Here is a 22248-nt window from a genome sequence, read left to right as displayed (position 1 = left end):
TTCACAGCTCGATCTCGACCGGGCCGGCCGCCACCGACACGCAGGGCTGGATCATCTCCCCTGCGTCTCCGTGCACCTGGCCGGTCCGTATGTCACGTACCTGACCGGAGCGAAGGCGCGCGACGCATCCGTAGCAGATGCCCATGCGACAGCCGCTCGGCATGAGCACCCCCGCGCTCTCGCCGACAGCCAGCAACGTCGTCTCGCCGTCGGCCTCGGCTTCTCGGCCGCTCCTGGTGAAGCGGACGCGTCCCCCCGAACCCGCTGCCGCTGCCGGCACCAGACTGAAGCGCTCGACATGGAGCCCGTCCGCGGGCCCGGTCCAGTACGCCGCGAGGTCGTCGAGCATCGCCGGTGGCCCGCACGCCCAGACGGACCGCTCGGTCCAGTCCGGGCAGAGCCGGGCCAGCTCCGCGGGCCGCAGCCGTCCCTCAGAGCGTGTGTGCCGTTCGTGCAGTCGTAGCCGCGGACACCGTTCGGCCAGGCTCCGGAGCCGCCCGCCGAAGATGACGTCGCCGGGTGACGGCGCCGAATGGACCAGCACGACGTCCGGCCCCGTCACGGCCGGAACACCGTCCAGGAGGCTGTCCAGCATGGCCATCACGGGGGTGATTCCGCTCCCGGCGGTCACGAACAGCAGGCGAGGGGGCGGTGGCTCCGGGAGGACGAACGTCCCCTCGGGCCGGCCCAGCCTGAGCACCGCCCCGGGCGCCGTGCTCCGCACGAGGTGGTCGGAGACGAGCCCGCCGCGCACGGCCTTGACCGTGACGGTGACGCAACCACCGGACCTACCCGGAGCCGACGACAGGGAGAAGATGCGCCAGTGTCGCCGCCCGCCGATATCGGCGCCGATCCGCACCCACTGACCGGGACGGTGAGTGAGCCAGCCTCGCCCCGGGCGGATCACCAGGGTCACCGCATCGGCCGTTTCCGCACGAACCGACTCGACCCGGCCGCACAACTCCCCTGCCGCCCAGAGGGGATTGATTAACGCGAGGTAGTCCTCGGGAAGCAGCGGTGACGTCAGCCAGTGCGCGGCTGTCGCCAGCCGCCACAGGAGAGTCGCAGGGGATGCGGACGCGCGTGTAAGGATCACGGAGCCTTCCCGAGGCAGTCGAGGATCCAGTCGACGGACAGGCCATCCGTGCGGACATGTACCCGGTGCCCGCGTCCGGCACCCGCAGGCCGGAGCCACGAAGGGCACAGCAAGCGACCCAGGACCGGTAACGGAGTGGTAGGCGGCAGGCCCGTGACAGCACGGCTACGGGAAGAGGTGGCCCGCCGAAGCGGCGACGCGCATGCTACGCGGGGGGCTTTGCGGGGATACCCACGTGGACCCGGTCAATCCTTCGATGAGGAGCAGCGTATGACCATGGACGCTCCCACCGGGCTGCTCTACTTGCTGAGTGTTGGCAAGGAAAAGGAACTGATTCTCCGCGTGCACGGCACGATGCCCGCAGCCGAGAGACTCGTCAGCTGGATGGAGCAGGGCGCCGTCGTGTCCCTTCAGGTCTCCCATGAGGGAGAGCCGGGCACATTCACCTACGTGGTCAACTTCAGGCACGTGGTGGCAGCCCGCTTCGCTCCCTACGCGAGGACACGGATCAGCAGCTTCTGAACCCTCGCGTAGGGCACCCGTGCGGCTACGACGACGCTTCCTTCGTCTTCCGGGCCCACCCCGGCTGGGCTCGTTCGCGGCCCCGCCTCTCCTACGGCGGGGGCTTGCCGCCTGCGTCGCGGGTCCGGGCCTTCGGCTACGTCAGCATCGGTATGGTGCGGTCCAGGCCGGTTACACGCAGTAACCGATACATGTACGGGCGGGCTGCGGTCAGGGAGAGGGTGATCCCCATCGTCTTGGCGCGGCGCTGGATGCCGACCAGGACTCCCAACCCGCAGGCGTCGCATGCCGCCACACCCGAAAGGTCGAGAATGAGCAGGCTTCTGCTGTAACGCAGGACGTCGAGCAGATCCTCGCGCAGGTCGGGACTGGTGAAAATGTCGATTTCACCGGACAGCCGGATGGTCGTCGGGGCCGACCGGTCGGCTCTGCCAAGTGGCGCGGGGTCGCGGATGGAGACGGAATGCTCCGGCTGGCAACGAGACGGGGCCTCTGGCGGCAGGCTTGGCAGGTGGGCGTCCGATCGGCGGTGTCGGCACCCGTGGAGCAGGTCCGTCGGCAGCGTAGTGATGTGCACCCCCTCGTTCTCCCCGTCCGCATCCCGTGTACCGATGGCGTGGTGGGCTGCGGTGGTGAGGAGGTCGACCGGGAGCGGGCCGAACCTGCCCTGACTGGCGAGCATGAGCGCCGCCCCGGCAGGACCGTCCGCGGTGTATGGCGGGACGACCAGCAGGATGACAGGCTCAGCCTCCGCGAATGTCAGGGTGACGAGGCGAGGATCGGCACTGTGGAACCAGCCCACTTTGACCTGGCGTCCGCCGGCCTGGACACGGTGGGGGATGTGGTCCCATGCGTCGACGTGCACGCCGACGCGCAGTGTCGTCAGGCCTAGTCGCTGGTCGACGGCGGCGATGAGACCCGGTAGTTCCACCGTGGCGTCACGGGAATGCGGCCAACACGCCCCGTCCACGGTGCCCCGCGGGCCAGGGACGGGAGCCAACCGTAGTCGAACCGCAGAGCCGATGACGGGGGCTGTGCCGGCTGGGGCGCTGGGCGGTGTGAAACGAGAGAGCAGCGTCGGTGTCATGATCGCCTGGCCTGTCTTGGTCCTCGAAAGAACCGCGTCCTGATATATCGCCGCGGGCGACGCCGACCTGAGTGCCAACGCACGAAAAATCCTCGGTTCCTAAACACTACCTCCTGGTTTTCTGGAATGGCGCCGTTCCGGAAGTAAAATGTCCCCTATTTTCAGGGACACGCAGGAGCGGGTGCGTGGGTCGGGGACCGTTGTCGCGTCCGGAATTCTATGTGGATTAGGCCACTCGCCGGAGCGGCCTCACTAACGGGTGAGATTCGTCGCCGGGCGCGACGTCGCATCCCTCACCCTTATCGGCCGCCTGAGGCGACTGGACTCGCGATCTCTACCCTGCCCGCCGCTGTCCCGCCTGGACGGCGGCCCCTGAACGAACTGGCCGAGACTGCCCGGCGCGCTGGCCGGCACCCCGCCTGCCTGTGACCGCTCATGGTTTCAGCGGCCAACGATTTTCAGGCTGAGTCTCAACCTCTCGTGTAGCCGTGACATCAGACGTTCGGTCCGAGGTCGATAAATCACAACAGTTTCCAGTTTGGATGCCATTGCCCTGTACGCCCGTGGTGGTTCAGGGGGCGGCGATGGGCAATTGGAGGATGAAGCAGGCGCCGCCGAGCGGGGAGGGCTCGACCCAGACGGCTCCGTAGTGGGCTTTCGCTATATCCCGGGTGATGGCCAAGCCGAGGCCGGTGCCGGGGCCGCCCCGCTGGGAAATGGCTTTGAGCTGGTACATCCGGTCGAAGATGCGTTCCCTGTCCTTCTCCGGCACGCCGGGGCCATCGTCGGACACCGCCAGTCGGGCATTGCCGTCGCTGCGGCCGACGTGGACCTGCACCTGGTGGGTGGCGTGGTGCTGAGCGTTGTCCAGCAGATTGGTGATGATTTGGCAGATCCGCGTGCGCATGGCTGTGACCTCGACACCGGGAGTGCAGATGACTTCGATCGAGATGGGGTCGTTCCGGTCCGCGACCTCCTGCCTGACCAGTTCGCACAGGTCGATCCGTTCCCAGTCGGCTTGGGCGGCGCGGGAACGGGCGATCATAAGAAGTGCGGTAGCCAGCGCATCCAGTCGATCCACTCCACGTAGTACCACCTCCAGCACGCGGGGGTAGTCGGCTTCGCCGGGACGAGTAGTCGCTTCTTCCACCGTGACGCGTATCCCGGCCAACGGGGAGCGGATCTCGTGGGCGATGTTGGTGGTGAACTCCCGCTCACGGTCCAGCATGTCCAAGCTCACGTTGATGTTGTCGACCAGCTGCGTCACCTCCTGCGGGCCATGCTGCTGAGCGATTTGGGCGCGTTCATCGCTGACGTTGATCTCGGCGAGGTCACCGGAGATAGAACGCACGCGTCGCAGCAGTCGGCGGACAAGCACCTGGCCCGCAACCGCGGCGGCCAGCACCATGGCGAGATTCCACCACCGTTTGTGAGAACTGGTGTCCCTCCCTGGACTTGCGCGCTCCAGCCGCTCGCTCAGAATTGATCTGCCCATCAGATACTCCCCACGAACCATCCCGCCGCGTAGGCTCCCTACCCTTCGATCAACCGTTTACCACGATTGATTGCCGGCACAGCGGGTCAATACTCCGTCGACCTCGTCGCGTACGTCGAGCTCGGCGCACGACCTGACCGGCGCCCGCACCGGAGGGCGGATCAACGCTCGGCGCTCGACGGATTGTCGTTCCTCTCTCTGGGAGGAAGGTGATGGCGATGCGTGAGAGCCATGCAGTGGTCTACAAGCGGTGCGGATGCACCGAACGGAGCGGGCGGTGCCCGCGGCTGCTCGAGGACGGGCACGGCTCCTGGTACTTCGCGGTGCAGATCCGGGGCCTGTCGGGGTGCCGGGAGCGTGCCCGGCGAGGAGGCTATGCCAGCGCGGGCGAAGCCGAACAAGCCGGGCGGCAGCTGATCGCAGCCGAGCAGGGCGGCCCGATCGGGACGGGGTGCACGGTGGCCCAGTGGCTGCGCTACTGGCTGGCGACCGATCAGGGGATCCGGCCGAGAACTCGGCAGGGGTATGCGGATCACGTCCGGCTGCACCTGGTCCCGGCGCTGGGGCGGATCATGCTGTCGGAACTGTCTCATTGCGATGTACGGCGGATGTTCACTGCGTTGGCCGGGCGCCGGAACCGGTACGGCAGACCACTGGCGACCGCGACACTGGAGCGGATCCGTGCCACGCTGCGGGCCGCCCTGAACGAGGCCGTCCGGGAAGGTCTGATCGACAGTAATCCCGCCCGTGCTCTGAGGTTGCCCGCCGCGCCACGTCCGAGAGCGCAGGTATGGACCGACCGTTGGGTGGCGGCGTGGAAGGCCACCGGGGAGAGACCCACGGTGGCGGTCTGGACGATTCCGCAGCTGGTGGCCTTCCTGGACGATGTCCGCGAAGATCCTCTGTTCCCGCTGTGGTGGCTGGCCGCGCTGCGCGGGCTTCGCCGGGGCGAACTGGCCGGCCTGCGCTGGGTGGATCTCAGCCTGGAGAGGGCCGAGCTCGCCGTGGTCCAGCAGTTGGTGCACGTTGGCGGGAAGCTGGTCCCGTTCCCGCCGAAGAGCGCGGCCAGCAGGCGCACGGTCGCGCTGGATTCGGAGACGGTGCGGTTGCTACGCCGTCATGAACGCGACCGGCGGGCGGAGAAGATCCATCGCGGGGAGGCCTGGGACGACACGGCGCACGTCTTCACCCGTACCGACGGCGCTCCGGTGGCGCCGGACTACCTGACCTACCGGTTCCATAAGCTGGTGCGCAGGAGCGGGCTGCCGCCGGTGCGGTTGCACGACCTGCGGCATGGTGCGGTCACGCTGGCGCTGGCCGCGCACGTGGATCTGTCGGTGGTTCAGGACCAGGTCGGCCACGCCAGCATCGTGTTGACCGCCGACACCTACACCTCGGTGCTGCCGGAGCTGCATCATCGGGCGGCCGGGGCGACGGCGCGGCTGGTGCTGTCGGCAGCGCGCGGGACCGCTCGGAAGGTGCTCAGGGGGCGATGCGGCTGGATGACCCAGGTGTGACCCATCCGTGTCCCAGGCCATGATCGGGTGATCTCCCGTTGCGGAGAACGCCCAGGTCAGAGGTGGTGGGGCGCCAGGGACTCGAACCCTGAACCGACGGATTAAAAGTCCGCAGCTCTGCCATTGAGCTAGCACCCCTTGGTCGTGCCCCGCGAAGCCCGCCCGCGTCGCGGTGTGATCCGTGGAACACTCCCCAAGATGCAGGGTACAGAGAGTACCGCGTCTTCGGCGACGCCATTGTCCCTGATCGCCCCGCCATCGGTCTCGGCAGGCCCCGGCGAGGGGCCATGACGCAGGTCGTCAGCGGAAGGCGTCAAGGCCCGTGAGCGCCTTGCCCAGAGTCAGCAGATGCACTTCCTGAGTGCCCTCGTACGTGAGCACGGACTCCAGGTTGGTCATGTGCCTGATGACCGGATACTCCAGCGTGACCCCGTTGGCCCCGAGCACCGTACGCGCCTCGCGGGCGATGTCGAGCGCGGCCCGGACGTTGGCCAGCTTGCCGAAGCTGACCTGGGTGGGCTTCAGCTTCCCGGCGTCCTTGAGCCGGCCGAGGTGAAGGGCGGTGAGCCCGGCCTGGCCGAGCGCGACCGCCATCCAGGCCAGCTTCTCCTGCGTGAGCTGGAAGGCGCCGATCGGCTTGCCGAACTGCACCCGCGTGGTGGCGTAGTCCACGGCCGCCTCCAGGCATGCCCGGCCTGCCCCGACCACGCCCCACAGGATGCCGTACCGCGCCTCCGTGAGACACGACAGCGGGCCCTTCAGCCCTGCGACGCCAGGCAGCACCGCGGAGGCGGGCAGCCGTACGTCGTCGAAGTACAGGGAGGCCGTGACCGAGGCCCGCAGCGACAGCTTGCGGTGGATCTCGGCGGACGAGAAGCCGGGGGTCGAGGTGGGGACGACGAAACCGCGGATGCCCTCGTCGGTCTGCGCCCACACGACGGCGACGTCGGCGATCGAGCCGTTGGTGATCCACATCTTGGCGCCGTTCAGGATCCAGTCGCCGGACGGGTCCTGCTTGGCGGTGGTGCGCATGCCGGCGGGGTCGGATCCGTGGTCGGGCTCGGTCAGGCCGAAGCAGCCGATGGCCTCCCCTGACGCCAGCCGGGGCAGCCACTCCTGCTTCTGCTCGTCCGAGCCGTACTTCCAGATCGGGAACATCGCCAGCGACCCCTGCACGGACACGAACGACCGCAGCCCCGAGTCGCCCGCCTCAAGCTCCCGGCAGGCCACGCCGTACGAGACGGCGTCGAGCCCGGCGCAGCCGTACCCCTCCAGGTGCATGCCGAGGAGGCCGAGCGAGCCCAGGGCCGGGGCGAGTTCGCGGGCGGGGAACGTGCCCTGCTCGAACCACTCGCCGACGTGGGGGAGGACCTCGCCGGAGACGAGTTCCCTTACGGAGTCCCTGATCATGCGGTGCTCGGGGTCGAGCTGGTCGTCGAGTTCGAGGAGGTCGTCCATGGCGTCAGGGTATCCGGGCCTCCTCGGGGTAGGGCCAGGGGGAATCCCGATGTGCGCCCACCCCCCTGAGAGGCACTGTGGAGGTATGAACGAGATGAACACCAACGGTTCGGTCAAGCAGCTCCACCGCACTCGGAACGGCAGGATCGTCGCCGGGGTGTGCTCGGGCGTCTCCGAGTACACCGGCATCGACGCCAACATCCTGCGCCTCGGGCTCGCCGTCGCGAGCTTCTTCGGCGGCCTCGGCGTCGGCGTCTACGCCGTCGCCTGGCTCCTCCTCCCCGAGGAGGGCAAGAACTCCTCCATCGTCCAGGACCTCATCGACAAGAACAAGGACGGCCGCGCCTGGCAGGACGCCAAGGCCAAGTGGGACAACGTCCAGCAGGGCTGGAACCAGGGCCGCTCCACCCACACCCCGTACCCCCCGCAGGCCCCGAGCTACGAGCAGCACCCGTACGGCCGGCCCTCCGACGGCGACTCCCAGAACCAGGGTCCGCAGGCCTGACTCAGGTAGCGGCGGCCCGGACCTTGGCGATGATCTCCCTGCGCGACTCGGTCCAGAGCATGGCGAGCACGGCCGCGGCACACAGCCCGGCCACGCCCGCCAGCGTCACGACAGCCTCTGGGCCGAGCCGCTGGGCGGCGGCGCCTCCGACGAGGATGCCGACCCCCTGGGCGGCCAGCAGGCCCGACTGCACCAGCCCGAACGCCGCGGCACGTCCCGACGCCGGGACGCACTGGACGAAGGCCGCGTTGGCCGCGAGCTGATAGGCCCCGCCGACGCCGGACAGCACCCACAGGGCGAGCACGCCCTCCAGCGGTGGCCGGATCACGCACAGCACGAGCGGCGCGCAGGTCATCATGGCCAGCCAGCCCATGCTCCGCAGCCGTCCGGACGGCGTGACGAACCGCCCGAAGAAGAACGCGCCGACGACCGTGCCCGTCGGCATCGCCGCCATCAGCAGACCCGTGATCACCGGGACGGGCAGCCTCCCGTCGGCGAGCGCCGCGGCGTACGGCGCCGCGATGCCCTCGGGAATCACGTAGAACCCGCACAGCCAGGCGAACAGCACGAGCGTGCGAAGCCGCCGCTCGCCGAACACCAGGCGCGCGCCGGACAGAGTCATCCGCCACACGGACGGCCGCTCGCCGTCCTCCCGCAGCGGCGCAGGGCGGTGCCGCACCCCCGCGACGATCACCAGGGCCGATCCGAGGAACGTCGCACAGTCCAGCGCCAGCGCCCGATAGGGCCCGAGCACCGCGATCGCCGCGCCCCCGGCGGCGAACCCGAGCATCTGCACGGCCTGGTTGGTCACGTTCTGCAGGGCCGACCCCACGACGTACCGGTCGGCCTCAAGGACCTCGGGCAGCAGCGCCGCGCGGGCGGCCGAGAACGGCGCGCCGAGCAGCACCACGCAGAAGACCAGCGCGCACAGCACGGGAAACGGCGTGGCGGGCAGGGCCATCGCGGCGAGCATCAGGGCGCGCAGCACGTCGCACCAGAGCATGACCCGCCTGCGCGGGTATCGGTCGGCGAGCCCGGCCAGCAGGGGCCCGCCGAGGATGGGCGGCAGGTAGGTCAGCGCGTAGACGGCGGCCGTGGCCAGAGGCGACGCGGTCCGGCTGTAGACCAGCACCGCGAGCGCCACCTGGGCGAGCTGGTCGCCGAGCAGCGACATGCCCTGTCCGAGCCACAGGGCCCGGAACTCGGGGATCGCGGCGACCTCCCGATAGGTGGTCCGCACCTCGGGGGGACGGCGGTGCCGGCCGGACAGCCTGCCGGGCTTGGTGGCCGCCATCTCACTCCGCAGAGGTCGCTCCGCCGGCCGTTTCCGCCGGTGTCCGCCCCGGCGACTGGATCTGACAGTCCGTGGTCAACATGTTACTTACAGTGCCCGTCGGATGGGACTTTTGCAACCCGCTGACGGTCCCATTTCGCGGCCCGCGAACACCGATCGCCGCCTTGACGAGGGGAAACCCTGACGAGGGAGACGCCGGGAAAAGGGCAGTCACCAGCCGAGCTCGTGCAGCCGTTCGTCGTCGATGCCGAAGTGGTGGGCGATCTCGTGGACGACGGTGACGCGGACCTCCTCGACCACGTCGTCCTCGGTCTCGCAGATCTCCAGCGTCGGGTTCCGGTAGATCTCGATGCGGTCCGGGAGGACCCCCGAATACCAGTCGCCCCGCTCGGTCAGCGGAATGCCCGTGTAGAGCCCCAGCAGGCCGGGCTCGGGCGGGTCGTCCACCACCACGACCACGACGTTGTCCATGACCTTGGCCAGATCGGGAGGGATCGTGTCGAGCGCCTCGGCCACGAGCTCCTCGAACCTCTTCAGCGGGACGTCGATCACCGTCTCATCGTGTCACCGCGAGGCGGCCGTGCGGTAGCGCCGTACGGCGAGCGGTGCGAACACCGCGATGATCAGCAGCGACCAGCACAGGGACGCCGTCACCGGGTGCTGGAGAGGCCAGGAGGCGGCGGCCGAGCCGGGGTTGCCGAACAGCTCCCGGGCGGCCGAGACGACGGCGCTCATCGGGTTCCAGTCCGCGATCGGCCGCAGCCACCCGGGCAGCCCCTCCAGCGGCACGAACGCGTTGGCCAGGAAGGTCATCGGGAACAGCCAGCCGAACGTCGCGGCGTCCGCCTGCGCGCCGTTCTTCACGAACAGCCCGATGTACGTGCCCAGCCAGATCATCGCGTACCCGAACAGGGCGAGCAGCGCGAAGCCGGCGAGCGTCTCCAGAGGGGTGCTGTGCGGACGCCATCCCGCGATCAGCAGGCCGCACACGCTCATGGTGGCGAGCGACAGCCAGTCCTTGGACATGTCCGCGAGGCTCCGCCCGGCCAGTACGGCGGCGCGCGCGATGGGCTGGGCGCGGAAGCGGTCGATGATGCCGCGCGCCATGTCCTCGGCGACCGACGTGGCGGAGGCGACCGCGGACAGCGCCATGACCTGCATGAAGATTCCGGGCATCAGGTAGTTCCGGTAGTCGCCCCCGCCGGGCAGGCTGATCGCGCTGCCGAAGACGTACCCGAACAGGATGGTCATGATGACCGGGGCGACCAGCTCGGCGGCGATCTGGCCGGGCTGGGTGCGCAGTTGGGAGTAGCTGCGGCCCGCGATGACGAACGTGTCGCTCAGGGCCCAGCGCAGCCGTTGCGCCCTCGTCGCGGGGGGTTCCAGGGTGATCACGCGGCCTCCTTCTCTTTGGCGGGCGCGTCCGTGAGCGCCAGGAACACCTCGTCCAGCGTCGGCCGGCGCAGCCCCAGGTCCTCCACGCCGACCCCGGCGGCGTCGAGGGCCGCGGCGACCCTGACCAGGGAGGCGGCACCGTCCGAGACGGGCACGACGAGCCGCCGTTCGGCGGCGTCGATCTCGGGCTCGCCCGGGAGCACCCCGCGCACGGCCTCGACGCCGGGCGCCACGTCCGCGGCGTCGCGGAAGGCGACGCTCACGCGGTCGCCGCCCACCTTCGCCTTGAGTGCGGACGGCGACCCGGCCGCGACCACCCGCCCGGCGTCCATGACGGCGATCCGGTCGGCCAGGTGGTCGGCCTCGTCGAGGTACTGCGTGGTGAGCAGCAGGGTCGTCCCCTCGGCGACGAGCCGGCGCAGCACGTCCCACAGCGCGAGGCGGCTGCGAGGGTCGAGGCCGGTGGTCGGCTCGTCCATGAACAGCACCGGCGGGGAGACGATCAGGCTGGCGGCCAGGTCGAGCCTGCGGCGCATGCCACCCGAATACGTCCGCACGGGACGGTTCGCCGCCTGCGTCAGCCCGAACCGCTCCAGCAGTTCCTCGGCCCTGCGGCGGGCCGTACGACGGGGCAGGTGGTAGAGCCGGCCGAACAGCTCCAGGTTGCGGCGTCCGGTCAGCAGCTCGTCCAGTGCCGCGTGCTGGCCGGCGAGGCCGATGCGGTAGCGGAGCCGTTCTGCGTCCCTGACCACGTCGCAGCCGGCCACCCGGGCCGAGCCGGCGTCGGGGCGCAGCAGCGTCGTCAGGACGCGCACCATCGTCGTCTTGCCGGCGCCGTTGGGCCCGAGCAGGCCGCACACCGAGCCGCGCGGCACGTCGAGATCGACGCCCCGCAGCGCCTCGGTCGTGCCGAACCGCTTGCGCACTCCTTCCGCATGGATCACGGCATCTCCTTAACGCGGTTAAATTTAACAACGTTAAGGATGCATTGAACGCCGTTAAGCTGTCAACCGTGGCACTCGAACGCGACACGATCGTCAGGACCGCCATCCGACTCCTGGACGAGGTGGGGCTGGAGAAGCTGACCCTGCGCAGACTCGCGACCGAGCTGGGCGTGCAGGCCCCCGCCCTCTATTGGCACTTCAGGAACAAGCAGGAACTGCTGGACGAGATGGCCGAGGCGATCTCCGCGCAGGAGCCGTTGCGGCCGCTCGCCGAGGGAGAGTCGTGGGAGGAGTGGCTGGCGGAGTGGTGCAGGGGCCAGCGCCGCGCGTTCAAGTCGCACCGCGACACCGCGCGCCTCACCGCCGGCACCCACCCCGGCACGGCCACGCTGCAGACCGTCGAGACCATCCTGGAATCGCTGCTGCGGTCCGGATTCACCCGTACGGACGCGATGTGGGGTCTCGGCACGCTCGCGAGCTTCCTCGGCGGGTTCGTCCTCGAGGAGCAGTCCGACCAGGAACGGGGAACGAGCGACCCGGCCCTGTTCGAGGAGGCGCTGGAGAGCCTCGCGCCGTACCCGAACGTGCGCGCGGTCATGGCCGAGACCAAAGGCCCGCAGACGGACGCGTCCTTCGAGCACGGTATAGCGCTGATTTTGTCCGGAATGCGGGCACGTCTGGAGGCCCAGCCCGACGGTCGGTAACCGGAACACCGTGTTCCGGTAACCAAAAAGGTCGCATCTTCGGGTAGTCAGGAAGGGATGGAGAACTCGAGGTTGAGGGCGTTCGCCCATAGGACGGTCGGCAGTCGGCTCGCCCGTGTGTCCGCCCGTGTGCTCACGGTCGTGCTGGCGGCGGTGATCGGCGGATGGCTCGGGATGGCGTTCGGCGCCAAGGTGGACACACCGGTCGGGCCCGCCGACATCGGGATGTCCCTGGCGCCGTCCTGGCGCGGGGAGACCGTCATCGACGTACGGCCCCTCGGGACGCTCAGCTTCGACAGCCACAACGGCCCGCTGCGGCTCGACCTGTCGATCGAGGCGGTTCATCCGGAGGTGGCGGAGGAGATTCTCAAGAACCCCAGGTGGGCCGATCGGCTGCCGACGACCATCGAGGACGACGTCATCTCCGGGCTGCGGAGCCTCGTCGTGCGCGCGGTGCTGTTCGCCGTCGCCGCCGGGTTCCTCACCGGCCTGGTCGCCTTCCGGCGGCTGTCGCGGGCGGCCTGGACCGCGGCGGGCTCGCTGGCGATGGTCGTCATCCTCGGCGGCGTCTCCGCGCTGACGTTCAACCCCCGTTCGATCGCCGAGCCCCGGTACACCGGGCTGCTCACGGGCGTGCCGTCCCTGGTCGGCAGCGCCCAGTCGATCGTGACCAAGTTCACCGAATATCGCGGCCAGCTCGCCAAGCTGGTGACCAACGTGTCCCAGCTGTACGAGGCGGGGTCGAATCTGCCGATCTTCGACCCGGATCCGGGGACCATCCGCGTGCTGCACGTCTCCGACCTGCACATCAATCCGCTGGCCTGGAATGTGATCAAGTCGCTGAAGGACCAGTTCAAGGTCGACCTCATCATCGACACCGGCGACATCAGCGACCATGGGACCAAGGCCGAGAACGAGTTCGTCAAGGAGATCGGCTCGCTCGATGTGCCGTACGTCTACGTGCGCGGCAACCACGACTCCATGACGACCCAGCGGGCGGTCGAGAAGCAGAAGAACGCGGTCGTGCTGGACGGCGCCGCCGCCACCGTCAAGGGGCTGAGCATCTACGGCATCGGCGACCCGAGGTTCACCCCCGACAAGTCCGTGCAGGCGGCGGGCGACGAGAGCAAGAGCCTCCTCGACCTCGGCCGGGCCAACGCGGCCAAGCTGGCGCCGCGCGAGCGGCCCAGGTCCGCCTCCACCTCGGCCCCGGACAAGATCGTTGCCGACATCGTGGCCGTCCACGACCCGACCGTGGGCCGGGGCCTGTCCGGGTATGTGCCGCTCGTGCTGAGCGGGCACGTCCACGCGCGGTCCACCGAGCTGCTGCCCTCGGGCACCCGCCTGATGATCCAGGGGTCCACCGGCGGCGCGGGACTGCGCGGCCTGGAACACGACGAGCCGACCCCGCTGACCGCCTCGGTGCTCTACTTCGGCAAGAGCAGCCACCGCCTGGAGGCCTGGGACGACATCACCGTCGGCGGCCTCGGCGAGCAGTGGATTCAGTGTGAGCGTCATATCGAGCCGGACCCTGGTCGTACAATTTTTCCCGAGTCGCCGCAGGCGCCGTCGCCGACGGCAACCGGCAGCGGCTCGCCGTCGCCGGCCGCTTTGGCATCAGGGGCAAACGTCCCCTATGCTTCAGAGGTCTCCGACGGAAGGCGTCACGGAACAGGGCGAAAGCCTTGAGCCCCCATCGTCTAGCGGCCTAGGACACCGCCCTTTCAAGGCGGCGGCACGGGTTCGAATCCCGTTGGGGGCACGTGGAGCGCGTCGAGCGCACCGGATGACGGAAGGTCGAAGACCTCCCGGAAGCTGGTAAGCTAGGCGAGCCGAACAACACGGGGAAGCGAAAGCCCCCCGGACATAAAGGTCCTGTAGAGCAGTTTGGAGTGCTCGCCACCCTGTCAAGGTGGAGGTCGCGGGTTCAAGTCCCGTCAGGACCGCGTACGGCGGCAGCCGCCGAGGTCAGGTAGCTCAGTTGGTACGAGCGTCCGCCTGAAAAGCGGAAGGTCGGCAGTTCGACCCTGCCCCTGACCACCTTCAATGAACAGCCCAAACGCCCCGAGCCGATCACGGCCGGGGCGTTTTTCAATCTCCAGTGACAGCAACGCTTACAGCAACGTCGCCGACCATTGAGACAGTGCGATGCCTGTGGAATCTCTCCGGCCGAAGTTTCTTCTGATCGACGAGGACGATCGGATCCTCGGGCAGTGTCTTGATGCCGAGGGCCTCTTCGTGGAGGCGACCGACGAGGACGAGTCCGTGACGATCGAACTTCTGGGGTGCCTTCCGTCGCAGCGGATGCGCGACTACCTGACCGGCTCCAAGCGCTATCGCCAGCGGAACCCGTTGGATGTGGGAGGGCTGCGGATGCTCGACCTCGCTGGGGAGCCGCTCGCAGATTTCTGGGTGGGCGAGCTCTTTGACTGGCGCCCCTCGGCGATCGATCCTCAGCGGGTAGACGTGGTCGCCGGCTGGGGGTGGGACAGTCCACTCGCCAGTTCACGTCATGTGTGGGAGCACTGGCTTACCGCCAGGCCGGACAGAGCCGATCTCTGGGCTGGCTACACAGGAGCGGACAGAGAGGAATGGCTGACCATCGTCCGTCTTCAGAACCGGTGGCGGACAAGACAGCCTGATCGTCTGCCAGGCCGTACGTATGATCTCAATGGATCACACGTCACTGATAAGGCAGGCTTCTACCTTGCGGTCGGAGAGGCGATCAACGGGCCGGGTGGTTACTTCGGCTGCAACCTCGACGCGCTGGACGACTGCCTGCGCGGGGGGTTCGGGGCGCGGACGCCGTTCACGTTGATCTGGCGCGATTCCCAGATTGCTCGGGAGTCGCTGGCGACTCCTGTTGAGGGGGCGGACGAGCCCTCCACGTATTACGACGTCATCCTTTCCATCTTTCAGGACCACGACGCGGCCGTGGTGTCGAGGTGATCTGAAAGGTCTCCCGGAGCAGGCTGTCGGCCTAGAAGGTGGGCCGCCGACTGCTCTGAGGTACCCCTCTGATCGGCTCGCAGATGCCGACAAGCCCGGCGGAAACCGTGTGATCCCATTTTCGAACCGGAGATGGGGCCGCCCTCTAGAGCCGAAGTGGGAGGCCGGTGGTCATCAGCCTCCAACCAGACCCGGCGCGGTTCACTTCCCGGACGGTGTGCGCGCTCACCGCTGATTCGACGGTGACTCTGGCGGCGATGGGCGCTTCCCGTAGCGTGCGCGGGAGGTCATCGGATGCCGTCGCCGTCCTGGTTCCCGACTCCTGATCGACGCTCGCCCGGTCCGCTCGTGGGGGCAACGGACATTCGGCATTGTCTTGACGGCGGTAAAAATACTGCCATAGCTTCGAGGTGTTCCGCGTTCACAGGACATCCCCCTCTCCCGGGAACGGAGCGCTTTCGTGCCTCGACGCCTCCTTCGCATTCCCGCCGCCGTCGCCGGCTCTCTCGCCCTCGCCGCGGCCACCCTGACCGGAACGGCCGGGGCCGCGACGGACACTCGGACCGGCACCACCGCTGCGGCCACCACCCCCTCACACCTGTCCGGCACCCTCGCCGACGGCGCCACCTGGATCGCCGACGTGCCCGCCGAGTGGAACGGCACGCTCCTGCTGTTCAGCCACGGCTATGGTCCGGCTGTCGCGCAGAATGCACCTTCCGACGAGGCTCGCACGGCCCTTCTCTCGGAGGGTTACGCGGTCGCCGGTTCCTCGTTCGACCCGCAGGGCTCGTGGTGGGCGCTGAACAGCGCCGAACGCGACCAGTTCGCCACCCTCGACGCCTTCGGCCGTACGGTCGGCCGACCGTCCCGCACCCTGTCGGTCGGGCTGTCCATGGGCGGCCTGGTCAACGCCCAGATCGCCCGCGACGGAGCCGGCCGCGTCGACGGGGCCCTCGGGCTGTGCAGCCTCGTCGCAGGGGGCGTCGACCTGGACGACTACCAGTACGACGCCGAGTACACGATCGCCTCGCTGCTGATGCCCGGCCAGGACGTGCGGCTCACCGGGTTCGCCGACGCCGCGGACGCCGCCGCGACGGCGCAGCGGCTGACCGACGCCGTGACCGCCGCGCAGGCCACCCCGCAGGGACGGGCCAGGATCGCGCTCGCCGCCGCCTATCTCAACCAGAGCGACTGGGCGCCCGGCCAGAACCCGCCGGCGGCCGGCGATCCAGAGGGGCAGGAGGCCCAGCAGTTCGCCTGGCTTTCCCAAGGGGTGCTCGGGTTCATCGAGAACGGCCGCTGGTCCATCGAGCAGTCCGCCGGGGGTAACACGTCCTGGAACGCCGGGCTCGACTACGCGGCGCTGCTGCGCGACTCCGAGCACGCCGGCCAGGTGCGGGCGCTGTATCGCAAGGCCGGCCTCGACCTGCGCGCCGACCTGGCCACCCTGACCCGCGGCGCCGACCTGCACGCCGACCCCGGGGCGCGGCGCAGGCTGGAGGCGTCCTCCACCGCCGGTCAGAGCCTCGCGGTGCCGCTGCTCAACCTGCACACCATCGCCGACCAGCTCGTCCCGGTGCAGCAGGAGGCGGCGTTCGCCGAACGGGTCCGGGCGGCCGGCGACGAACGGCTGCTCCGGCAGGCGTACGTCGCGCGCCAGGGCCACTGCGCCTTCACCACCGCGGAGATCGTCGCGGGCGTGCGGGCGATCGACAGGCGGGTCACGACCGGCCGCTGGGGCGACGTCGCCGAACCCGCCGTCCTGCAGCGCTCCGCTCTGTCCCTGAACCTCGGCGGGGCCGCCTTCGTCCGCTACCGGCCCGGCCGCCTTGTCGTCGGCCGGCACTCCTCCCTGATCGGCTCGTAGATGCCGGCAAGCCCGGCGGAAACCATGTGATCCCATTCCGCACCAGCCTCAATGCCGGCCGATCGCGGTGCCGACACCATCCGATTCTTGGACGGACGCTCCATGCCCGCCCCGCGTATCCTGCGGATCACCGAACAGCCAACACTGATCACGATCCGGGCCGCTGACACTCACGGCGCGCACCAGTGATCACCGTTCCACAGGCGGTGGTCGGGGAGGCGCGGAAGGCGAGCACCGCCGCAGCGAGCACGGACAGTGGCTGATCACGGGATGGACGACGTCTCGTGGCTCGCGTGGGCCGGATCCCGGCCCGGCCTGGGTGAACAGAAGCCGTCCAGCCGACAGCCGATTATGTCACTTTGGGTAGTTGTTCAATAACAGAGAGTTGTATGAAGATCTGGGGGTGACACCACAACTGCCGAGGAGGCTTTCTTGACGCTGTCCAGCGTTCCCGCTCTCGCCCGCCGCCTGGCTGGCGCCACCGCCCTGGTCTTCGCAGTCGGCACCGTCGCCCTGCCCGCCACGGCGGCCACCCTGCCGGCGCAACTGCCGCCGGGCGTAGCCGCGCTCCAGGACGGCGGCGCTGCCCAGCGGCCCGCCGGAGACGATGTGTACCGCGACTGGTTCACGAGCCACTCCAAGTGTGTGGCAGCCGGCCAGGGAGGGATCGACCGAGGCCACTGGGAGCACTACACCTGCTCCGAGGGCGACTGGTTCTGGCACCTGTGGACCAACCGCTGAGCCGACGGACGACAGCACGACCTGGTGCCGCATAGCCGGTAAGGCCCCGGTTCATCGGTGTGATGTCGCCGCCCACCGGGTTGAAATCCTGGTTGTGCTCACGGCCGGCTGGTGGGGTGACCATGAATGTTCGCCGGGTGGGCCGGGCGGTGTTGCGGCGGGTCGTCCCCAGCGGATCTCGGCCGCGGAAGATCGTGCGTCCGCATGACGAGGCCCCGGACTCCGTGAGGAGCCCGGGGCCGGATGCCGTCAGATGACGGGCCACGTCTCAGTGCGCCCGGCATCGCCGGTGAAGTGTTGCTTAGAGCGGGCGAACCTGCTCGGCCTGCGGGCCCTTGGCGCCCTGGCCCGCGGTGTACTCGACCCGCTGGTTCTCCTCCAGCGAGCGGTAGCCGCCGGCGTCGATGGCCGAGTAGTGGACGAAGACGTCCGGAGTGCCGTCGTCGGGGGCGATGAAGCCGAAGCCCTTTTCGGCGTTGAACCACTTGACGGTTCCCTGAGCCATGATGCTTTCTCCTTGATGAGACGATCTCGAGGGCCACGGATGTGATCCTCGGGCTGCTGCGACCGACCGCCTTGGGAAAGCCTCGGCTCCATACGGTAACGCCCGCTGTCATAAACTCAGCAAGCGCTTTAACGCATACTGGGACTTCGACACAACCTCTGCTCCGACACTACACGCCGCAACGCCGTTCCCGCGCCACTCTCTCGCAAAACCCGCACGCGTCCCCCGAAGACCCATGCCCGTCACCGGCCCGGGGCCCGCTCCTCGCGGGAAGGGTCGGGGCTTGCCGAGGGCCTGTGGCGTGCCAACGGCGCCCGAGCGGCCCCGAGCGGGGCTGACCCCGGGCCACAGCAGTCCTGCGCAGGGCTCACCCCCACGGGCGTGGGGGAGGACACCGGTCCGACTCCTGGCGCAGTATGGCGATGGGCCTGCACCGTCATGACGGTGCAGGCCCAGAGCGGTGGTGTCACTCAGGTGACACCAGGGTCAGTTCACTTGACGACTGCGAGGGCGTCGACGACGCCGGCGCCGAAGAAGCTGTTGTCGTCGTCCGTGCCGGTGCAGGCCGCGGTGTTCTGCGGGCACGGCTTGGATACGGCCCGCGCCTTGAGCTCGCTGAGCATCGTGGCCGGCGACCAGGACGGGTGCGCCGACTTCATCTGCGCCATGACGCCGGCGACGTGCGGGCTCGCCATCGACGTGCCGCTCTTGGTGCCGTAGCCGTCGGTCCCCGTCCGGGTATTCCACGTCGTCGAGTAGATCGACGAGCCGGGAGCCGCGACGTCGATCTTGCCGAGGCCGTAGTTGGAGAAGGACGACCGGACGCTGTCCAGCGTGGTGCCCACGCGCTGCAGGGACGCGACCGTCACGACACCGTCGAGCTCGGCCGGGATGTCGCTGCAGCCGCTGTTGATCGTACGCACGGTCGGCTTCGGCGCGTCGTTGGGGCTGCCCGTGTCCACGGTCTTGTTGGCCATGTCGTAGTTGGAGTTGCCCGCCGCGGCGACGTTGACGACGCCCTGCGTGGTGGCCCACTCCACGGCGCGCCGGACGGCCTCCTTGCTGGCGGCCTGGTCGGGCTGGTCGTCACACCAGAACTCGAACGGGTCGACGTAGTAGGAGTTGTTCGTGACGTCCATGTGCTTCAGGCCCGCCCACATGAAGCCACAGACGGCGTACTCCGGGTAGATGTAGCCGTCGTCGTTGACGACCTTGACGGACGCCAGGCGCACGTTCGGCGCGACACCGACGATGCCGATGTTGTTGCGGGCGGCGGCGATGGTGCCGGCGACGTGCGTGCCGTGGTCGCTCGTCGTCGGGCGCCAAGCCAACGGCGTCTGGTCCGGACGGCCGACGTCACTGCAGTTGACCGAGTTCGCGACGTCGATGTTGGCCTTGAGGTCCGGGTGTGTCGGCGAGATGCCGCTGTCGAGCACCCCGACGAGGACGTTGCGGTTGCCGTCGGAGATCGCCTGCGCCTGCGGGGCCTTGATCATTTGCATGTCCCACTGGACGCCCTCGTTGGGGTCGAGGCTCTCGCCAGGCTGCGGGTCGGACGGGATGTCGCCGTTGACCGGCTTCTTGGCACCCTTCTTGTACCCGTTGGCGCCGGGGCCCCACGGCGGGGCCAGGTCGGCCGGCGTCCCCTCGGAGACCCCGGCCGTGCGGGTGGCGCCGACGGAGGCGACCGCGTTGCCACCCTTGGCGGTGACGTTCACGCGGAAGGCCGCGCGGTCGGAGTGGGCGACGACCACGCCGATCTCGGGCCAGGACTGGACGACGACACCTCCGGCGGCCTCGACTGCGCGCTCGACGAGACGAGTTTGGCCGGGGTTGGCGATCCGGGCGTTGACGACGTAGCTCATGAGCATCCCGTCGGGGATGTCCACGTTGACCGGTGTCGACGTCGGCTCGTCGGTGGTGGCCGCGCTGGCCGAGTCGGTAGCGCCTCCGAGGAAGGCGGCACCCACCATGGCGAACGCCACGGCGGTGGCCGCGAGGCGTCGCTTGGGCAGGGCATGCTGCATGCGTTGCTCCTAGAACGGTGAGACCGCGGCACCATTGCCGCGGTCTGGCTGGCCCCGATTCCGAAAGCCCGAAATCGCCCCGAATCAAGCCTTTAGAGTTGGTTGGTGACGGTAACAGCTCGATCGTGAACTGTTCAAGAGTTCACCAACGCGGAAGGCTGACCGGACCACCCTGCCGACCGGACCACTCTGCTGACCGGACCACTCTGCTGACCGGACCACTCTGCTGACCGGACCACTCTGCCGACCGGCGATCGAACGCAACGCACGAAGCGCTTCGTGCCGAGATCGGGGATCAGGCGGTGCTCGTGCGGTTCCTGTCCGCTGTCATGGTCATGTGGTGGGGCGCAGCACGAGCTGGGCGGCCTCGTGCATGCGCCTGGCCTCGGCCTCCACCAGCGCCCTCGGTGACCTGGAAGTAGCGCCGGTTGCGGCCGTTGACCGTCTCCTCTCTGTCCACCGTGATCACGCCTCGCTCGTTCAGGCGCTCCAGAATGCCGTAGAGGGTGCCGACCGACGGCTGGACCCGGCCTCCGGACAGCTCCGTGATCGACTTGCTGATCGCGTGGCCGTGCAGCGGGCCGGCGCGTAGGGCGGTGAGCGCGAAGTACATCGGCTCACTGACTTCTGAGGTTCCCCTTGGCATGCGCCGACATCATTCCGTTCAACGAAGCGTCTGCAACCGCCGGGCCATCGGGGTTTCCGCCCTGGTCGGACAGGAAGGTGGAGACCCGGGCGGGCGTGGAGTTCCCGTTGACGGTCGGATGAACCAGGGTGAGGGTGCTTACGTGGTGGAGGCATGAGACTGCGAATGATCCTGCTCATGGCGGTGACGGCGCTGACCGCGGCCTGCGGAGGAGTGGAACCGGACACGTCGGCGGCCGCGGCCGGTCCGGCGAAGCCGGTCGCCTTGTGGGGCGCGGAAGGCGGCTTCGTGACCGCGACCATGAACGCGCTGCGTCCGCCGAGGGTGGTGTTGTACGGCGACGGCCTGGTGATCGCCGACGCGAGCAAGCAGATGACGCTCACCGATGCCGAGGTGGGCGAGGTGGTCGCGCGGATGGAGGAATACCTGACGGGGCAGCCGCCGACCGCGGAGCCGAAGCCGGGCGCTCCGTCGGTGACGGACGTGCCGGACACCGTCCTCGGCGTACGGGGGAAGGACGGGAAGATGCTGGAGGTCCGGGTCCCGGCCCTGGAACAGCTCGCGGACTTCTACCCGAAGCAGCTGGTGGACGCGAAGAAGCTGATGGAGGGCCTGGCGACCCGGGCCGCCGCGGAGGGCGCCGACTATGTCGCCACCCGCGTCCGGGTGGTCGCCGAAGGGGCCGAGTCGGCGGAGGGCAAGCCGGCGCCCTGGCCCGAGGGCGTTCCGGAGCCTTCCGGCGTGGTGGACCCGGTCTGGCAGAAGGACGTCGAGGGTGCGGCGGTGAGTGCGATCACCAAGGCGGTTCCCGCCGAGCAGAAGTACGGCCGGTCGCTCTTCACGACCAGCTCGGGGACGACCTTCGTGCTCTCCTGGCGGTATCTGCTGCCAAACGAACAGTCACCGGCCTCCCCGGCGCCGGGCGGGAAGGGCTAGACGTACTGACCGCGGACGCTGGTGACGGTGACCATGAACCGCGGGCGATGACGGCTATGTTTGCTGATCATGAGATATGTCCGCTCGCTTCGGACGGGTTCCGCCTCGTGACCGCGGACGCCCCGGCGGCCGATCACGCGGCGCGAACGCCGGCGGGCAAGCGGGTCACCTGGGCGGAGCTGTTCTTCGACCTCGTCTTCGTCTTCGCCGTCACGCAGCTGTCCGCCTCGCTGCACGCGGACCACTCCCTGGCCGGGCTGGGCCGGGCACTGGTGCTCTTCGTCCCGGTCTACTGGGTCTGGGTGAGCACGTCGGTCCACACGAACACCCGCGACGTCGACAACGCGTTCGACCGTTTCGGGATCCTGGCCGCCGGGCTCGGCCGGCGCTGCTGCCGGTCGCCCGTCTCGTCCCCGCTCTGGGCGCGCTGTGCCTGTTGGTCGTGGTGGTCGTCGCCGTCGACGTGTGGGAGTACGCCGCCGGCCGTCGGGGGTGATCCGGGCGGGGCGATGTCGGGCAGCGTCCAGCACCGTTCGACCCCATGTTGATGCTTTCATCGA

Annotated in this window: 21 protein-coding genes and 4 tRNA genes; 13 read left to right on the top strand and 12 right to left on the bottom strand. The window is 69.1% G+C overall.

What is annotated here, in order from left to right; genetic code table 11:
* Position 1: 1 nt before the first annotated feature.
* Positions 2-1096 (bottom strand): ferredoxin reductase, encoded by a 1095-nt coding sequence (locus QSK36_RS25250; protein ID WP_285784094.1) that lies wholly within the window; start codon positions 1094-1096, stop codon positions 2-4.
* Between the two features lie 270 nt (positions 1097-1366).
* Here QSK36_RS25250 and QSK36_RS25245 point away from each other — a divergent pair, with 270 nt between their 5' ends.
* On the top strand, positions 1367-1618 hold the full coding sequence (locus tag QSK36_RS25245; RefSeq protein ID WP_182900513.1) for a hypothetical protein: 252 nt from the start codon (positions 1367-1369) through the stop codon (positions 1616-1618).
* Positions 1619-1754: 136 nt separating this feature from the next.
* Here the strand turns inward: QSK36_RS25245 and QSK36_RS25240 are convergent, their stop codons facing one another.
* Complete coding sequence (locus QSK36_RS25240) at positions 1755-2705, bottom strand: STAS domain-containing protein (RefSeq protein WP_285784093.1); 951 nt, start codon at positions 2703-2705, stop codon at positions 1755-1757.
* A gap of 571 nt (positions 2706-3276) precedes the next feature.
* Complete coding sequence (locus QSK36_RS25235; protein ID WP_183543638.1) at positions 3277-4113, bottom strand: sensor histidine kinase; 837 nt, start codon at positions 4111-4113, stop codon at positions 3277-3279.
* A gap of 299 nt (positions 4114-4412) precedes the next feature.
* Between QSK36_RS25235 and QSK36_RS25230 the strand changes: the two genes are divergently transcribed.
* Positions 4413-5717, top strand: a complete 1305-nt coding sequence (locus QSK36_RS25230) for a tyrosine-type recombinase/integrase (RefSeq protein WP_183543640.1) — start codon at positions 4413-4415, stop codon at positions 5715-5717.
* A gap of 63 nt (positions 5718-5780) precedes the next feature.
* Here QSK36_RS25230 and QSK36_RS25225 read toward each other — a convergent pair.
* Positions 5781-5855: transfer RNA gene (locus QSK36_RS25225), tRNA-Lys, on the bottom strand.
* 162 nt (positions 5856-6017) lie between these two features.
* Complete coding sequence (locus tag QSK36_RS25220; RefSeq protein ID WP_183543642.1) at positions 6018-7175, bottom strand: acyl-CoA dehydrogenase family protein; 1158 nt, start codon at positions 7173-7175, stop codon at positions 6018-6020.
* Between the two features lie 85 nt (positions 7176-7260).
* Here QSK36_RS25220 and QSK36_RS25215 point away from each other — a divergent pair, with 85 nt between their 5' ends.
* A complete protein-coding gene (locus QSK36_RS25215; protein ID WP_285784092.1) occupies positions 7261-7680 on the top strand; it encodes a PspC domain-containing protein in 420 nt (139 codons plus the stop codon).
* A gap of 1 nt (position 7681) precedes the next feature.
* Here QSK36_RS25215 and QSK36_RS25210 read toward each other — a convergent pair whose 3' ends face one another.
* The 4 genes from QSK36_RS25210 to QSK36_RS25195 form a co-directional block, all read right to left on the bottom strand.
* Entirely contained in the window at positions 7682-8974 is a 1293-nt protein-coding gene (locus tag QSK36_RS25210; protein ID WP_183543646.1) for an MFS transporter, read from the bottom strand.
* A 210-nt stretch (positions 8975-9184) separates the two neighbouring features.
* A complete protein-coding gene (locus QSK36_RS25205; RefSeq protein WP_030512067.1) occupies positions 9185-9526 on the bottom strand; it encodes a metallopeptidase family protein in 342 nt (113 codons plus the stop codon).
* Between the two features lie 12 nt (positions 9527-9538).
* Positions 9539-10369 (bottom strand): ABC transporter permease, encoded by an 831-nt coding sequence (locus QSK36_RS25200; RefSeq protein WP_285784091.1) that lies wholly within the window; start codon positions 10367-10369, stop codon positions 9539-9541.
* A complete protein-coding gene (locus QSK36_RS25195) occupies positions 10366-11295 on the bottom strand; it encodes an ATP-binding cassette domain-containing protein (RefSeq protein WP_502883334.1) in 930 nt (309 codons plus the stop codon). Before QSK36_RS25195 ends, QSK36_RS25200 begins: the two co-directional genes overlap by 4 nt.
* 86 nt (positions 11296-11381) lie before the next feature.
* Here QSK36_RS25195 and QSK36_RS25190 point away from each other — a divergent pair, with 86 nt between their 5' ends.
* From QSK36_RS25190 to QSK36_RS25155, 8 genes are all read left to right on the top strand, one after another.
* Positions 11382-12017: a TetR/AcrR family transcriptional regulator C-terminal domain-containing protein gene (locus QSK36_RS25190; RefSeq protein WP_285784090.1), complete on the top strand. Its 636-nt coding sequence runs from the start codon at positions 11382-11384 to the stop codon at positions 12015-12017.
* Between the two features lie 117 nt (positions 12018-12134).
* Positions 12135-13706 carry a metallophosphoesterase family protein gene (locus QSK36_RS25185; RefSeq protein WP_352240882.1) on the top strand — a complete coding sequence of 524 codons (1572 nt, stop codon included), beginning with the start codon at positions 12135-12137 and terminating at the stop codon, positions 13704-13706.
* Positions 13707-13779 (top strand) — tRNA-Glu (locus QSK36_RS25180).
* A 109-nt stretch (positions 13780-13888) separates the two neighbouring features.
* Positions 13889-13963, top strand: a tRNA-Asp gene (locus QSK36_RS25175).
* Between the two features lie 20 nt (positions 13964-13983).
* Positions 13984-14057: transfer RNA gene (locus tag QSK36_RS25170), tRNA-Phe, on the top strand.
* A 108-nt stretch (positions 14058-14165) separates the two neighbouring features.
* Positions 14166-14966 carry a barstar family protein gene (locus QSK36_RS25165; protein WP_285784089.1) on the top strand — a complete coding sequence of 267 codons (801 nt, stop codon included), beginning with the start codon at positions 14166-14168 and terminating at the stop codon, positions 14964-14966.
* A gap of 460 nt (positions 14967-15426) precedes the next feature.
* Positions 15427-16833, top strand: a complete 1407-nt coding sequence (locus tag QSK36_RS25160; RefSeq protein WP_183543658.1) for an alpha/beta hydrolase — start codon at positions 15427-15429, stop codon at positions 16831-16833.
* 432 nt (positions 16834-17265) lie between these two features.
* Positions 17266-17574, top strand: coding sequence for a hypothetical protein (locus tag QSK36_RS25155; protein ID WP_285784088.1), 309 nt, complete (start codon positions 17266-17268; stop codon positions 17572-17574).
* Between the two features lie 301 nt (positions 17575-17875).
* Here the strand turns inward: QSK36_RS25155 and QSK36_RS25150 are convergent, their stop codons facing one another.
* The 3 genes from QSK36_RS25150 to QSK36_RS25140 all read right to left on the bottom strand — a co-directional run bounded on the left by QSK36_RS25150 (position 17876) and on the right by QSK36_RS25140 (position 20752).
* Positions 17876-18079 carry a cold-shock protein gene (locus tag QSK36_RS25150; protein ID WP_139577431.1) on the bottom strand — a complete coding sequence of 68 codons (204 nt, stop codon included), beginning with the start codon at positions 18077-18079 and terminating at the stop codon, positions 17876-17878.
* 491 nt (positions 18080-18570) lie between these two features.
* Positions 18571-20106, bottom strand: a complete 1536-nt coding sequence (locus tag QSK36_RS25145) for a S8 family peptidase (protein ID WP_183543662.1) — start codon at positions 20104-20106, stop codon at positions 18571-18573.
* Positions 20107-20401: 295 nt separating this feature from the next.
* Positions 20402-20752 (bottom strand): PadR family transcriptional regulator, encoded by a 351-nt coding sequence (locus QSK36_RS25140; RefSeq protein ID WP_285784087.1) that lies wholly within the window; start codon positions 20750-20752, stop codon positions 20402-20404.
* A gap of 153 nt (positions 20753-20905) precedes the next feature.
* Here QSK36_RS25140 and QSK36_RS25135 point away from each other — a divergent pair, with 153 nt between their 5' ends.
* Together QSK36_RS25135 and QSK36_RS25130 are read left to right on the top strand one after the other, a co-directional pair.
* Positions 20906-21688, top strand: coding sequence for a hypothetical protein (locus QSK36_RS25135; RefSeq protein WP_285784086.1), 783 nt, complete (start codon positions 20906-20908; stop codon positions 21686-21688).
* 107 nt (positions 21689-21795) lie between these two features.
* Positions 21796-22236, top strand: a complete 441-nt coding sequence (locus QSK36_RS25130; RefSeq protein WP_285784085.1) for a low temperature requirement protein A — start codon at positions 21796-21798, stop codon at positions 22234-22236.
* The last annotated feature ends 12 nt before the right edge of the window (positions 22237-22248 follow it).

Source organism: Microbispora sp. NBRC 16548 (genome assembly GCF_030268985.1).
GTDB lineage: Bacteria > Actinomycetota > Actinomycetes > Streptosporangiales > Streptosporangiaceae > Microbispora > Microbispora catharanthi.
This window is presented reverse-complemented; position numbering and strand designations above follow the sequence as displayed.

Bases quoted from the DNA above. Each gene is read 5' to 3' on its own strand.
- QSK36_RS25220 (WP_183543642.1), bottom strand. From the start codon at position 7,175: ATGGACGACCTCCTCGAACTCGACGACCAGCTCGACCCCGAGCACCGC.
- QSK36_RS25145 (WP_183543662.1), bottom strand. From the start codon at position 20,106: ATGCAGCATGCCCTGCCCAAGCGACGCCTCGCGGCCACCGCCGTGGCG.
- QSK36_RS25230 (WP_183543640.1), top strand. From the start codon at position 4,413: ATGGCGATGCGTGAGAGCCATGCAGTGGTCTACAAGCGGTGCGGATGC.
- QSK36_RS25165 (WP_285784089.1), top strand. From the start codon at position 14,166: ATGCCTGTGGAATCTCTCCGGCCGAAGTTTCTTCTGATCGACGAGGAC.
- QSK36_RS25235 (WP_183543638.1), bottom strand. From the start codon at position 4,113: ATGGTGCTGGCCGCCGCGGTTGCGGGCCAGGTGCTTGTCCGCCGACTG.
- QSK36_RS25215 (WP_285784092.1), top strand. From the start codon at position 7,261: ATGAACGAGATGAACACCAACGGTTCGGTCAAGCAGCTCCACCGCACT.
- QSK36_RS25240 (WP_285784093.1), bottom strand. From the start codon at position 2,705: ATGACACCGACGCTGCTCTCTCGTTTCACACCGCCCAGCGCCCCAGCC.
- QSK36_RS25245 (WP_182900513.1), top strand. From the start codon at position 1,367: ATGACCATGGACGCTCCCACCGGGCTGCTCTACTTGCTGAGTGTTGGC.
- QSK36_RS25150 (WP_139577431.1), bottom strand. From the start codon at position 18,079: ATGGCTCAGGGAACCGTCAAGTGGTTCAACGCCGAAAAGGGCTTCGGC.
- QSK36_RS25210 (WP_183543646.1), bottom strand. From the start codon at position 8,974: ATGGCGGCCACCAAGCCCGGCAGGCTGTCCGGCCGGCACCGCCGTCCC.
- QSK36_RS25140 (WP_285784087.1), bottom strand. From the start codon at position 20,752: ATGCCAAGGGGAACCTCAGAAGTCAGTGAGCCGATGTACTTCGCGCTC.
- QSK36_RS25135 (WP_285784086.1), top strand. From the start codon at position 20,906: ATGAGACTGCGAATGATCCTGCTCATGGCGGTGACGGCGCTGACCGCG.